We start from the raw sequence: 14471 nt of genomic DNA, 5'->3' as shown, positions 1-14471 counted from the left end.
TACTGCTAAATTCGTACAAAGGTAGCACGAGTCGTACAGACTGGCTACCTAATCAAAAATTAAGCTGTCCCCAATACACTATGCCATGAGATATCGAGTGCCTGATTTTTATTTATATTACTTAATAACAATGGATATGTAACTGTGAATTTTGATAAATTATACTGCTTGGAAAAATGATTTCACAATATTTTGATTATATTTTATCTGTACAAAATCATTTAGATAATCAAAAATTTATACAGGCATAAGTTAACATTAGATTCCCCGCATAAAATACAAATCCCATTTTTTATTATTAAATACTAAAATTAAAAGTAATTATAGCTTCTGCATTATAATTAACTTCATCATTAAGCTCAATATTTGCTTTAGCCAAATCATTTCGTGAGTTAATAAACATACTCTCTTGTTCAAAATTTGCTGAAAATACTTTCCCTGGTATTAATGACCTCATAAATTCATTCTTACTTAGAACCTATCCCAATAGGATTTTATTCCAGACAATGATGGCACAGGCAAGATGCAGCATTGCCTCATAATTCTCGACCTTCTTCTCCCAACGAGTCAGGACACGACGGTAGCGATTCATCCAACTGTGTGTTCTCTCTACAACCCAGCGGTGGGCCTTAAAATCCGTGTTTTTGATGGCTTCTGATTCATCCTTCCGTGACTGGATATGAGGTTCATAGCGACGACTTTTCAGATACGCTCCCAACCATTCCGCTTCATACCCTTTGTCCATGCACAACCGGAGCCTCTTGCCCGGTCTGCCCGTCTGGAGGGCATCGAGCGTATCCGCAACCAGCTTTATGTCGTGCGTATTTGCTCCAGCGACAACCAGTGCAAGCGGAAGCCCGTTCCCGTCAGTCATCAGACTGCGCTTTACGCCCCGTTTCCCTCGGTCTGTTGGGTTCTTGCCTGTTTTTTTGAGCCTGCCAGCGGTGATTTGGTCATACAACCATCCATCGACAGCCACGACCAGTCAATAGCGTCCAACTGTTCGCAAGCAAGCAACCCGTTTTGCCAGAAGCGTTCAAATACGCCAGCATCCCGCCACTCCTGAAATCGGCGATGAGCAGAGCTTGACGAGCATATACCGGTGGCATTTAGCGCATTCCACTGGCAACCCGTCCTGAGTACGAAGAAAATGGCGTTCATTGCAGCGCGATTATCAACCCGCTTGCGGTGCGTACCCAGCGGGTGTTGAGTTCTATGCTCCGGGATGAGAGGAGCCATTTTCTCCCAGAGTTCATCACTGATTTGCCACTTATTACCTACCATACGTTGCCCTCATAAATTATCATTATGTATTATCTGACAATTCCTTTTGGGATAGGTTCTTATTGATTCACCATTTGCCTTAGACCATCCATAATATTCCCCCTTAGTTAACACATATTGCCCAAGACCCGCTGTTGAATGTATTGAGTTATATAAACGGCGAACATATCCAGAATTATTATCGACCTTAGCATCTTTTACTAAAAATGAGACACCACCAAGTGCGGCCGGTTTACCCCCATTAATATGAAAATATTTATGTGCAATATCAGGACTTACTGGCGTCGAAGGTAAATTTAAGCTTTCATAAAGATCCGTCGCCATGAATAGTAAATAAGTCTCTGCGTCACATGTCACTGTAACCGTATTTTTTATTTTTGAGTTTTCCGGGAAAATATATCTATTCGACATAGGTATAACATCAACAGAGAGTTTTCCCATGTCATATATGATATTGGTTTGCTCTTCTCCATTAACCATACAGGTTGGTGGCTTAATATCACCAGATATTTTTAAATTAGCATTTGTATCTGCATAGCTTAAACCAGCGGCTAATAATGGTAATACACCTAAACATTTTACTGTATTTTTCATATTAAATTAACGCCCCTAATAATTTAAATAGGTCAACAACCTAACCCGATTAGAATAAAATAAAATTAAATACCAAAACCAAATGATAATGTCGCACTGCCATCTAGGGATACATCACCAGCACTCTCTTTTACCTCACCATAAAACATTGGCTTAACTTCAAAATCAGCCGCGAAAATTTGTCCTGATGCTAACTTTGTCGATGTTTCAGCCCAAGCTGTTTTTTTCGATTGGCTTATTAAAAGTTCTGGCACAGCGCTCCCTCCCGCAGCCAACACAGAGACTTTTTTAGCGCCTTCATCACTATTTCCTTTAACAGTCGCATTTGACATTGTAATAGTGTAAACACCAATATTTTGGCTATTATCAACACCATATTTACCTAAACCAAAGAAGATATCGCCTGGATTTATGACACTATCACTACGATTATCTTTGGCTATAAAATTTAAATAAGTGGCAGCATCACACACTATTTCAATTCTTTTCGTTTCACCATCTAAATATAAGATATCTGAACTAGGAAACATTTCTGGAGCGATATCAAATCGATATTCAATATCCACTTCATTCTGATTATTGATAGAGCATGTTGGTGGTTTAATATCGCCAGATACTTTCAAATTAGCACTGATATCTGCATAACTTAAACCTGCTACCAATAACGGCAATAAGCCCAAACATGTTATTGTGTTTTTCATCATGAACTAACAACCTCGAAAATTAGGATAGGCCAAATAGATGGCCTATCTTAAAATCACGTTAGATACCAAAACCAAATGATAATACCGCGTGACCATCTAAAGACACATCACCCAAGCTATTCTTTAAGTCTTCGCTCAATGTTGGGGTAACTTCAAAATCAGCCGCAAAGATTTGTCCTGAGGCTAATTGTGTTGATGATATTGCCCACGCTGTTTTGCCTGTCTTTTTAACCAAGGCCTGTGCGGCAGAGAAAAGCGTGCCTGATCGGATCCCTGTCTGCTTTCCTGCATCTTCACTGTTTGCTTTCACCGTCGCGTTTTTCATATTGATGGTATAAAAACCAATATTTTTACTGCCGTCTGTACCAAATTTACCTAATCCAAAGTTGGTATCAGCAGCCGTCATAGGGCTATCACTGCGGTTATCTTTAGCTTCAAAGCTTAAATACGTTGTTGCATCACACACTATCTCAATTTTTTTCGATACTGGCGTTAACGTTAAGTTACCTGATAAAGGGAACATACTTGGCGCTGTATCAAATTTATATTCAACATCCACTTCATTTTGGTTATCGATAGTACATGTTGGTGGCGTAATCGAGCCCGTAACTTTTAAATTAGCAACAGGTGCAGAGAATGCCGCATATGAAACAGAAATTAACGACAGTGCACATAATGTTTTCTTAAACATGATTAACCTTCTATAATAAAAAACAAAATAAAGAAAAATAGAATCCATTACCAATACTTATATTAGTAAATATATAAAAAAATATTTTAATTATTATTACTTATCTTAATAAGAGTTATAAAAATATTTTTACTGCCGATATTAATTACCTCTAATTATGATAACACATTCTATTTTTATGCATCTTTAAAACATCTCAACGAAATACTGTTTTTCAGATGTAAGTATTATAGATAACTTTTTTATAATTAACATTACACCTAACTCGAGTAAATTGCACACTCACCAAAGGAGTCATAGATGTAACAATTTATTTCACCATTAAAAACAATAGAATATAGTAATAGTCACTCATACCAATCAAGATTGATAAGAAAATAACTCCAAACAAATCACAATAAGAACTAAAGAAAAGAACAAAATATCTAATTTAATGTAGTTTAATACTTTATAATATAATCTTTCAATTTTAACTCGAAACGCAAGTAATTATTTGCATAAATAAAACAACCAAGTTAAAAAAATACCACACCTCTTTGATTATTATGACTTTTTAAAATAAAAACATGATAAATATAGCCTTCAATGCAACGAGTAATATTGTTTCAATATCAAATAAGCATCATCAAATTAATATAATCAATAAAAAGATAATCTTTTTTCTTTTTTTAATATTCAAATTAAGAATTTCAAATAATGATAAAATAGTCTTTTTTAGCTAGTCGTTTTAAAAAGTAATCATACCAAGATTGAAATTAATGAATATTAATTAGCCAAAAAGATAACAGTTTAGAGTGATATCGATATAGATCTACAACAAAATATCCGCATACTCTGTCACAATATTGCGTATTCGACGCTTACGATCTAACCGAATTACTCCTCTGTATCACTTAAAACCACTTTTTATGCATTAACTATATAGATTCCCCTTCATCATCCACCAAACGATAAAGGATCTATTGCGCTTCCTATCGAGCGATTAGCGACATTTTTCCTCACTGTTACTATCGCCTATCAAATCGGCTAATCAAGTTACTAACACCCTAATTAGCGACCATAAAAAAAGCCCTGATTAAATTCAGGGCTTTTGATTTGTTGCTAAATCGCTAAATTAAACTGTTGTTTGGAAGATAACACTATCTGCTTTTTCAGTATATTGCTCTAACTGATCAAAGTTCAGATAACGGTAAGTATCCTCAGCAGTTTCATCGACCTTATCCATAAACTGCAAATACTCAGCAGGCGTAGGGAGACGACCGAGCAAAGATGCGACAGCAGCAAGTTCAGCCGAAGCCAAGTATACATTTGCCCCTGTACCAAGACGGTTCGGGAAATTACGTGTTGAGGTTGAAACAACGGTTGCACCATCTGCAACACGTGCTTGGTTACCCATACACAAAGAGCATCCCGGCACTTCAATACGTGCTCCGCTCTTACCAAACACACTGTAATAACCTTCTTCAGTCAATTGTGCTGCATCCATCTTAGTTGGTGGAGCAACCCATAGGCGTGTTGGTAGCTGCCCTTTATGCTGATCTAACAGCTTACCTGCCGCACGGAAGTGACCAATGTTTGTCATACAAGAACCGATAAAGACTTCATCGATTTTTTCATTTTGAACATCAGACAGCAAACGTGCATCATCAGGGTCGTTAGGAGCACATAAGATAGGCTCTTTGATCTCATTTAGGTCGATTTCGATCACTGCGGCATATTCTGCATCAGCGTCTGCTTCAAGAAGCTGCGGGTCAGCTAACCAGTTTTCCATTCCTTTGATACGACGCTCAATGGTACGGCGATCACCATACCCTTCTGAGATCATCCATTTCAGCAGAACAATGTTTGACTGGAGATATTCAATAATTGGTGCTTTATCCAGTTTAATCGTACAGCCTGCTGCTGAGCGCTCTGCGGAAGCATCTGCTAATTCAAATGCTTGCTCAACTTTTAGCTCAGGCAACCCTTCAATTTCAAGGATACGACCAGAGAAAATATTCTTCTTACCTTTTTTCTCAACAGTCAGTAAGCCTTCTTTGATTGCATATAAAGGGATAGCATGAACAAGATCACGAAGCGTGATGCCCGGTTGCATTTCTCCTTTAAAGCGCACTAAAACAGATTCAGGCATATCAAGCGGCATTACACCTGTTGCTGCTGCAAATGCCACCAAACCAGAACCTGCTGGGAAAGAGATACCGATTGGGAAACGGGTATGCGAGTCACCCCCCGTACCGACAGTATCTGGCAATAACATACGGTTCAACCATGAGTGAATGATGCCATCGCCTGGGCGCAAGGAAACACCACCACGATTCATAATAAAATCAGGTAATGTATGGTGCGTAGTCACATCAACGGGTTTTGGATATGCCGCAGTATGACAGAATGATTGCATAACTAAATCTGCGGAGAACCCTAGGCAAGCTAAGTCTTTTAGCTCATCGCGTGTCATTGGGCCTGTGGTATCTTGCGAGCCAACAGAAGTCATCTTAGGCTCACAGTATTCACCTGGGCGAATACCTGGGCGGCCACAAGCACGACCAACCATTTTTTGAGCCAAAGAGAAACCACGATTGCTTTGTGCAACAGATTTCGCATGACGGAATACGTTAGTTGGCTCTAAGCCAAGTGATTCGCGCGCTTTAGCCGTTAAACCACGGCCAATAATCAATGGAATACGACCGCCAGCACGGACTTCATCAATCAATACATCCGTTTTCAGTTCAAATGTTGCCAGTAACTCACCCGTTTCATGGTTACGCACTTCACCTTTATATGGGTAGATATCAATAACATCGCCCATATTCAGCTTAGATACGTCCACTTCAATAGGTAACGCGCCGGCATCTTCCATGGTATTGAAGAAAATAGGGGCGATTTTACCACCAAGTACAACACCACCACCACGTTTGTTAGGAACAAACGGAATATCATCCCCCATAAACCATAACACAGAGTTAGTTGCTGATTTACGAGAAGAGCCTGTGCCCACAACGTCGCCAACATAGGCCAACGGGAAACCTTTCTTATTCAAGGCTTCAATCTGTTTAATTGGCCCGACATTACCTGGTTCATCCGGCTCAATACCATCGCGAGCATTTTTCAGCATAGCTAGGGCATGAAGCGGAATATCAGGGCGAGACCATGCATCCGGAGCTGGAGACAGGTCATCTGTGTTAGTTTCACCTGTAACTTTAAATACAGTCACAGTCAGTTTTTCAGCCAGCTCAGGACGCTCGATGAACCATTCAGCATTTGCCCATGATTCAATAACTTGTTTCGCGTACTCATTCCCTGCTTTTGCTTTTTCTTCTACATCATAGAAGTTATCAAACATGAGCAAAGTATGGGAAAGTGCTTTAGCCGCGATTGGTGCTAGCTTAGCATCATCCAAAGCTTCAATTAGCGCATGAATATTGTACCCGCCCTGCATTGTACCGAGCAGTTCAATGGCTTTTTCTGGGCTGATAAGAGGAGAGGTAGTTTCACCTTTCGCGATAGCGGCTAAAAAGCCCGCTTTGACATACGCTGCTTCATCAACACCGGGGGGCACACGGTTGGTCAGCAGGTCTAATAGGAAATCTTCTTCACCTTTAGGTGGATTTTTCAGTAATTCTACTAATGCAGCAACTTGCGCAGCATCTAATGGCTTAGGGACAATCCCTTGAGCGGCACGCTCGGCTACGTGCTTACGGTAATCTTCTAGCACGACGTTCTCCTCGCTTCATTGTAATTTATATACCCGGCTGTCTGCACCATCTTGAAAAAATCATCATCCGGTGCCAGGTCAGAGGAACTTGCTCGCATAATCTCAATGGCAGTAAAATTATGCCCAGCTTCGGGCGTTCAGCATAGCAGAGTTTAAACGAAATGTTAATTCATTCACAAGAAAGCAACATCCCTCTACTTACTTTAAGCCTTAACCATTAATTTCGGGTTATTTTTTAGCTTAAGATACTATAAAGAGTTATAAAAAGCAGATAAAACCTCACTTTTTATAATGCATTTACGCATTTAACGCACCCTTTTTGATGTGTTTTTACCTCTCATATCACAAATTATATTTTTATCGTAATTTTATTTACGTTACTAATTGATAAGGCAAATCATTACGATTGGCTTTAATTTTTTTAAAGGTTTTAATTGATTTTATTGCCCTTTTAATCCAATTAAATTACCAAACGGGTCTTCAAGCTGACACATTCGTTTGTTACCTTCTATTAACATCGGTCCTCGATACCGTTTTGCACCTAATTTAGAAAAATGCTCAACCGCTAAATCGAAAGATTCCACCTGCCAATATAATACTGTGCCTCGTTTGCCTTCACAGACCTTTGCGTCAGCTTGGACAACCTCGATAGTGAAATTCCCTACGTGTAATACGGTAAAATCAAACTCTGGTAGATATTCGGCAACCGCTTGTGGAAAGGCTTGTTGATACCAAGCTAAGCCGACAGCAACGTCAGGAACATGGATTAAAATGGCAGTCGGTATTAGTTTCATTGAATTAGCTTATTTATGTGAGTACCCATAATCGATAATGATATGTCAGGTTCGTTCACAATTGAAGGTAAGTTACGGAACGTATAAACAATAATCCAATTTGCCATGACTTACGTATTTACGTGTTATCAAATGCACATCCCTTTATTAGATATAAATAAAAACAGAATAAAAAATGAGAATTTAATATTCCATTAGTCATCTAAACATTATTGTTGATAATTTTTTCCTTAAGAATATAAACCCAACTTAAATAAGAGGATAAATATATATGACTCTCTGCTTATATTTGAAAAAGTAAAAAGCCAATGTGTTTCCACATTGGCTTTATGCTCTTTGGTCATAAACAGCCAACTACAGAGGCCGTTTATTAAGGCGACTTAAGAAATTATTTTTTCTTTTTCGCTTTTGCGTTTGGTAAGTCAGTGATGCTACCTTCAAAGACTTCCGCTGCCATACCAATTGATTCATACAGCGTTGGGTGAGCGTGGATAGTCAATGCGATATCTTCTGCGTCACAGCCCATTTCAATTGCAAGGCCAATTTCACCCAGAAGTTCACCACCATTAACACCGACAACAGCACCACCGATAATACGGTTAGATTGCTTGTCGAAAATCAGCTTAGTCATACCTTCTGCGCAGCCAGATGCAATCGCACGGCCTGATGCTGCCCATGGGAATGTTGCAACTTCATAGCTGATATTTTTCTCTTTCGCTTCTTTCTCAGTTAAACCAACCCAAGCCACTTCTGGCTCAGTGTAAGCGATTGATGGAATAACTTTTGGATCAAAGTAGTGTTTCAGGCCAGAGATAACTTCAGCCGCTACGTGACCTTCGTGAACACCTTTGTGCGCCAACATTGGCTGACCAACGATGTCACCAATTGCAAAAATGTGAGGTACATTAGTACGCATTTGCTTATCAACATGGATAAAGCCACGGTCATCAACCTCAACACCCGCTTTACCAGCATCAAGGTTTTTACCATTTGGAACACGACCAATCGCGACCAGAACTGCGTCATAACGTTGTGGTTCAGCAGGTGCTTTTTTACCTTCCATTGTGACATAAATACCATCTTCTTTTGCTTCAACGGCAGTCACTTTGGTTTCTAACAGTAAGTTAAATTTCTTGCTGATTTGTTTAGTGAAGACTTTAACCACATCTTTGTCAGCCGCAGGGATGACTTGGTCAAACATCTCAACAACATCAATCTGAGAACCCAGAGCATGATACACAGTACCCATTTCCAGACCGATGATACCACCACCCATAACAAGCAGACGCTCTGGAACTTCTTTTAGCTCTAACGCATCTGTCGAATCCCAAATACGTGGATCTTCATGAGGAATGAATGGTAACTGAATAGGACGTGAACCCGCAGCAATAATCGCATTATCAAAGTTGATAGTTGTGCTACCGTTTTCGCCTTCAACAACCAGTGTGTTAGCACCAGTAAATTTACCAAGACCGTTCACAACGTTTACTTTACGGCCTTTTGCCATACCAGCTAGACCACCAGTCAGCTGGTTAATCACTTTCTCTTTCCACAGGCGAACTTTAGAAATATCGGTTTTTGGCTCACCAAAAACAATCCCATGTTCAGCCAACGCTTTAGCTTCTTCAATCACTTTAGCAACGTGCAATAGTGCTTTAGAAGGAATACAACCAACGTTCAAACAAACTCCACCCAGAGTTGAATAACGTTCTACTAAAACAGTATCTAAACCTAAGTCAGCGCAACGGAAAGCCGCAGAATACCCTGCAGGGCCTGCACCAAGTACCACTACTTGGGCTTTAATTTCAGTACTCATCATGACCTCTTTTTGTTTTGTCCAGCGGGGCAGCCGAAAAACGAATTATTCCACCGGAAAATACACACCGCGAGCAGTTTACAGAATTGTTAACATCCTGAAAAGGCTCATTACGTGACGTAACTCGCAACGTTTCGGATGAACAGTAAAAAATTCTGCCCCAGCCTAAATAAAACAGACCGGCTAATAAGCCGGCCTAATTTATTACATCACCAGTCGACGAATGTCGCTCATCAATTGACCTACTAGGGTGATGAAACGAGCACCATCAGCGCCGTCGATCACACGGTGGTCGAATGAAAGAGACATAGGCAACATCAGTCGAGGTACAAACTCACTACCATTCCAAACTGGTTTGATGGAAGAGCGAGATAGACCCATAATTGCAACTTCTGGTGCATTAACAATTGGTGCAAAACCAGTTGTTCCGATGCCACCAAGGCTAGAAATAGTGAAGCATCCACCTTGCATATCAGAAGCTGTTAATTTGCCTGCACGCGCTTTCTTAGAAACTTCCATCAGTTCGCGAGACAGTTCCATAATGCCTTTTTTGTTCACGTCTTTGATAACAGGGACAACTAGGCCATTTGGCGTATCAACCGCGATACCGATATTGACATATTTCTTCATGAATAGGCGTTGGCCATCTTCAGAAATAGAGCTATTGAAACGAGGCATTTCTTCTAGCGCACGAGCAACAGCCTTCATCACAAACACCAGTGGCGTGATTTTAACACCGAGTTGTTTCTTCTCAGCTTCTTTGTTCTGCTGCTTACGGAAGTCTTCGACATCTGTGGTGTCGACTTCTTCCATCAACGTAACATGAGGGATCATCACCCAGTTACGGCTTAGGTTAGCACCAGAGATTTTTTGGATACGGCCCAGTTCAACTTCTTCAACTTCACCGAACTTGCTGTAATCCACTTTTGGCCATGGCAACATGCCCGGTAAACCACCACCCGCAGCGGCTGGTGCTTCGGCACGCTTGATGGCGTCTTTAACGTAAGATTGTACGTCTTCGCGCAGAATACGACCTTTACGACCCGTGCCTTTTACTTTAGCAAGGTTAACACCAAACTCACGCGCTAAACGGCGGATGACTGGCGTTGCATGTACATAAGCGTCGTTTTCAACAAATTCATTTTTGCTATCAGCTGCTTTTGCTGGTGCTGGTGCTGGCGCCTGTGCGGCTGCCGGAGCGGAAGCGGCTGGCGCTGGTGACGCAGTTGGTGCCGATGCTGCTGGTGCTGCACCTGCAACTTCAAACGTCATGATCAGTGAACCTGTTTTCACTTTATCACCAGTGGCGATTTTGATCTCTTTCACGGTACCGGCAAAGGGTGCAGGAACTTCCATTGATGCTTTATCGCCTTCAACCGTAATGATTGATTGCTCAGCTGAAACAGTATCACCAACTTTCACCATAACCTCAGTGACTTCAACTTCATCACCACCGATGTCAGGTACATTAACATCTTTAATTGCCGAGGCTGCTGGCGCTGACGCAGGTGCCGATGCGGGTGCTGCTTCCGCTGCTGGTGCTGATCCTGCAACTTCAAAGACCATTATCAGTGAACCTGTTTTCACTTTATCACCAGTCGCAATCTTGATCTCTTTTACAGTACCAGCAAAGGGTGCAGGAACTTCCATGGAAGCTTTGTCACCTTCAACAGTGATCAGCGATTGCTCTTCTGCAACTGTATCACCTACTTTTACCATGATCTCAGTCACTTCGACTTCATCGCCGCCAATATCAGGGACAGACACTTCTTTCAGAGCTGCTGCTGTTGGGGCAGCGGCTGGTGCCGCTGGTGCTTCTGCTGACGCAGCCGGAGCCGCGCCTTCTGCTGATTCAAAGACCATGATCAATTTGCCAGTGGTGACTTTATCACCCACTGCAATTTTAATTTCTTTAACCACACCTGCTTGTGGTGATGGGACTTCCATAGATGCTTTATCGCCTTCAACAGTGATCAGCGATTGCTCTGCTTCTACTTTATCACCAACTTTAACCATAACTTCGGTGACTTCAACTTCATCAGCACCGATATCAGGCACTTGGATTTCAATAGACATTGATTATTACCTCTTATGCCAGACGTGGGTTAACTTTTTCTGGGTTGATGTTGTATTTTTTAATCGCTTCTTCAACGACTTTAACATCAACTTCACCACGTTTAGCCAATTCACCTAACGCCGCAACGATTACATAAGATGTATCCACTTCAAAGTGGTGACGTAGGTTTTCACGGCTGTCAGAACGACCGAAACCATCAGTACCTAATACACGGTAATCGCTTGCTGGTACGTAAGTACGAATTTGTTCTGCAAACAGTTTCATATAGTCAGTTGATGCAACGGCTGGCGCATCATTCATTACCTGAGCAACATAAGGTACACGTGGTGCTTCAGAAGGATGCAGCATGTTCCAACGTTCACAATCTTGACCATCACGAGCCAATTCAGTGAATGAAGTAACGCTATACACATCAGAACCGATGCCATATTCCGCTGACAGAATGTTAGCTGCTTCGCGAACATGACGCATCATAGAACCAGAACCTAACAACTGAACTTTACCTTTGCTGCCTTCGATTGAATCCAGTTTATAAATACCTTTACGGATCCCCTCTTCAGCACCTTCAGGCATTGCAGGCATATGATAGTTTTCATTCAGAGTCGTGATGTAGTAGTACACGTTCTCTTGTTTTTCACCATACATACGCTCTAAACCATCCTGCATAATGACGGCAACTTCATAAGCATAAGCAGGGTCATAAGAGATACAGTTAGGGATAGTCAGTGATTGAATATGGCTATGACCATCTTCGTGTTGTAAGCCTTCACCATTTAAAGTTGTACGGCCTGAAGTACCACCAATCAAGAAACCACGAGCTTGCTGGTCACCCGCTGCCCACATTAGGTCGCCGATACGTTGGAAACCAAACATTGAGTAGTAAATGTAGAATGGGATCATCGGCAGGTTGTTTGTGCTGTATGATGTTGCAGCCGCTAACCATGATGAACCTGCACCTAGCTCGTTAATACCTTCTTGTAGGATCTGACCTTTAGAGTCTTCTTTATAGTAAGCCACTTGCTCACGATCCTGAGGCGTATACTGCTGACCTTTAGGGCTATAAATACCAATTTGACGGAACAAACCTTCCATACCGAAAGTACGAGCTTCATCAGCAATGATTGGCACTAAACGGTCTTTGATAGAGTTGTTTTTCAACATCACGTTTAACGCACGAACAAATGCGATAGTGGTTGAAATTTCTTTTGATTGCTCTTCTAGCAATTGGCTGAAATCAGATAACGTAGGGATTTCTAATTTCTCATCAAAGTGCGTACGACGTGCTGGTAGATAACCACCTAGAGCTTGACGACGCTCATGCAGATATTTGTATTCTTCTGAATCTTTATCAAAAGTAATAAATGGCAGTTTTTCCAGTTGATCATCAGCCACAGGCACATTGAATTGATCACGGAAGTGACGAACACCGTCCATGTTCATTTTCTTCACTTGGTGAGCAATGTTCTTACCTTCAGCTGTTTCACCCATACCATAACCTTTGATGGTCTGAGCTAAAATAACAGTTGGCTTGCCTTTAGTTTCTGCTGCTTTTTTAAATGCGGCATACACTTTCTTCGGATCATGACCACCACGGTTCAGCGCCCAAATTTCGTCATCAGTCATGTCTTTAACTAATGCAGCAGTCTCTGGGTAACGATTGAAGAAGTGCTCACGAACGTACGCGCCATCACGTGATTTGAATGTTTGATAATCACCATCAAGGGTTTCATTCATTAATTGAACCAGTTTGCCGCTAGTGTCTTTACGCAACAACTCGTCCCAACGATCGCCCCACATAACTTTGATGACTTGCCAGCCTGCACCATTAAAGATACCTTCCAGCTCGTTGACAATTTTACCGTTACCTGTAACAGGGCCATCTAGACGCTGTAAGTTACAGTTAATCACGAATACAAGGTTATCTAGCTTATCGCGTGTCGCGATAGTGATAGCACCTTTAGATTCTGGCTCATCCATCTCACCATCGCCTAAGAAAGCGTACACTCTTTGAGCTGAAGTGTCTTTCAAGCCACGGTTTTCAAGATATTTCAAGAATTTCGCTTGATAAATAGCATTTAGCGGACCAAGACCCATTGAGACAGTTGGGAATTGCCAGAAATCAGGCATTAATTTAGGGTGTGGATAAGAAGACAGACCTTTACCACCAATTTCTTGGCGGAAGTTATTCATCTGCTCTTCAGTTAAACGACCTTCCAAGAATGCGCGTGCGTAGATCCCTGGGGAGATATGACCTTGGAAAAAGACCAAGTCACCGCCATCATTGTTGTTATGAGCGCGGAAGAAATGGTTAAAACAGACTTCATATAAAGTTGCAGAAGACTGGTATGATGCCATATGACCACCCAGCTCCAAGTCTTTTTTAGAAGCACGCAGTACAGTCATGACTGCGTTCCAACGAATTGCGGAGCGAATACGGCGCTCCAAATCCATGTTACCAGGGTATGCAGGCTCGTCTTCAACAGCAATAGTGTTGATATAATCAGAACTACCAGATGCACCAGCAGCAATGTTAACACCGCCTTTACGCGCTTCATTCAATACCTGTTCGATAATGAACTGAGCACGATCAACACCTTCTTCACGGATGACCGATTCAATCGCCTGTAGCCAGTCGCGAGTTTCAATCGGATCCACGTCATTTTTCAACATATCTGACATGGTGTATTCCTTATCTGTTATCTATTTTTTAATGTTTATGTGGAGCCTATCTTCGCGCTACTTTCTACAAAATAGCGAGAAGATAGGCCCTGCTGTTGTTGCCGCTAGAACTCTCACAGA

8 protein-coding genes and 1 pseudogene are annotated in these 14471 nt (G+C 41.4%); all 9 read right to left on the bottom strand.

Translation table 11 applies throughout. The features are described from left to right. Window positions 1-478: 478 nt before the first annotated feature. The 9 genes and pseudogenes from M1E93_RS06520 to aceE all read right to left on the bottom strand — a co-directional run bounded on the left by M1E93_RS06520 (window position 479) and on the right by aceE (window position 14351). Window positions 479-1239, bottom strand: a pseudogene (locus M1E93_RS06520) (IS5 family transposase). Window positions 1240-1293: 54 nt separating this feature from the next. After that, window positions 1294-1878 carry a type 1 fimbrial protein gene (locus M1E93_RS06515; RefSeq protein ID WP_426207214.1) on the bottom strand — a complete coding sequence of 195 codons (585 nt, stop codon included), beginning with the start codon at window positions 1876-1878 and terminating at the stop codon, window positions 1294-1296. A gap of 65 nt (window positions 1879-1943) precedes the next feature. Continuing rightward, a complete protein-coding gene (locus M1E93_RS06510; RefSeq protein ID WP_426207213.1) occupies window positions 1944-2582 on the bottom strand; it encodes a fimbrial protein in 639 nt (212 codons plus the stop codon). 58 nt (window positions 2583-2640) lie between these two features. Then, the gene (locus tag M1E93_RS06505; RefSeq protein ID WP_426207212.1) at window positions 2641-3273 is read right to left on the bottom strand and encodes a fimbrial protein; all 633 of its coding nucleotides are present in this window, start codon (window positions 3271-3273) and stop codon (window positions 2641-2643) included. Window positions 3274-4387: 1114 nt separating this feature from the next. Beyond that, window positions 4388-6985, bottom strand: a complete 2598-nt coding sequence (gene acnB / locus M1E93_RS06500; protein ID WP_004921820.1) for a bifunctional aconitate hydratase 2/2-methylisocitrate dehydratase — start codon at window positions 6983-6985, stop codon at window positions 4388-4390. Between the two features lie 440 nt (window positions 6986-7425). Beyond that, window positions 7426-7779, bottom strand: coding sequence for a VOC family protein (locus M1E93_RS06495; RefSeq protein WP_076914229.1), 354 nt, complete (start codon window positions 7777-7779; stop codon window positions 7426-7428). A gap of 388 nt (window positions 7780-8167) precedes the next feature. Next, window positions 8168-9595: a dihydrolipoyl dehydrogenase gene (gene lpdA, locus M1E93_RS06490; protein WP_426207211.1), complete on the bottom strand. Its 1428-nt coding sequence runs from the start codon at window positions 9593-9595 to the stop codon at window positions 8168-8170. A 204-nt stretch (window positions 9596-9799) separates the two neighbouring features. Beyond that, a complete protein-coding gene (gene aceF, locus M1E93_RS06485) occupies window positions 9800-11671 on the bottom strand; it encodes a pyruvate dehydrogenase complex dihydrolipoyllysine-residue acetyltransferase (RefSeq protein WP_061063815.1) in 1872 nt (623 codons plus the stop codon). Window positions 11672-11684: 13 nt separating this feature from the next. Then, a complete protein-coding gene (gene aceE / locus M1E93_RS06480) occupies window positions 11685-14351 on the bottom strand; it encodes a pyruvate dehydrogenase (acetyl-transferring), homodimeric type (RefSeq protein ID WP_004921831.1) in 2667 nt (888 codons plus the stop codon). Window positions 14352-14471 lie beyond the last annotated feature (120 nt).

Origin of the sequence: Providencia sp. PROV272 (genome assembly GCF_049901975.1) — a bacterium.
In the GTDB taxonomy this organism is placed as follows: domain Bacteria; phylum Pseudomonadota; class Gammaproteobacteria; order Enterobacterales; family Enterobacteriaceae; genus Providencia; species Providencia stuartii.
The sequence above is the reverse complement of the archived record's forward strand: the minus strand, read 5'-3'. Positions and strand labels throughout refer to the sequence as shown.

Bases quoted from the DNA above. Each gene is read 5' to 3' on its own strand.
- M1E93_RS06515 (WP_426207214.1), bottom strand. From the start codon at position 1,878: ATGAAAAATACAGTAAAATGTTTAGGTGTATTACCATTATTAGCCGCT.
- M1E93_RS06510 (WP_426207213.1), bottom strand. From the start codon at position 2,582: ATGATGAAAAACACAATAACATGTTTGGGCTTATTGCCGTTATTGGTA.
- M1E93_RS06505 (WP_426207212.1), bottom strand. From the start codon at position 3,273: ATGTTTAAGAAAACATTATGTGCACTGTCGTTAATTTCTGTTTCATAT.
- M1E93_RS06495 (WP_076914229.1), bottom strand. From the start codon at position 7,779: ATGAAACTAATACCGACTGCCATTTTAATCCATGTTCCTGACGTTGCT.
- lpdA (WP_426207211.1), bottom strand. From the start codon at position 9,595: ATGAGTACTGAAATTAAAGCCCAAGTAGTGGTACTTGGTGCAGGCCCT.
- aceF (WP_061063815.1), bottom strand. From the start codon at position 11,671: ATGTCTATTGAAATCCAAGTGCCTGATATCGGTGCTGATGAAGTTGAA.
- aceE (WP_004921831.1), bottom strand. From the start codon at position 14,351: ATGTCAGATATGTTGAAAAATGACGTGGATCCGATTGAAACTCGCGAC.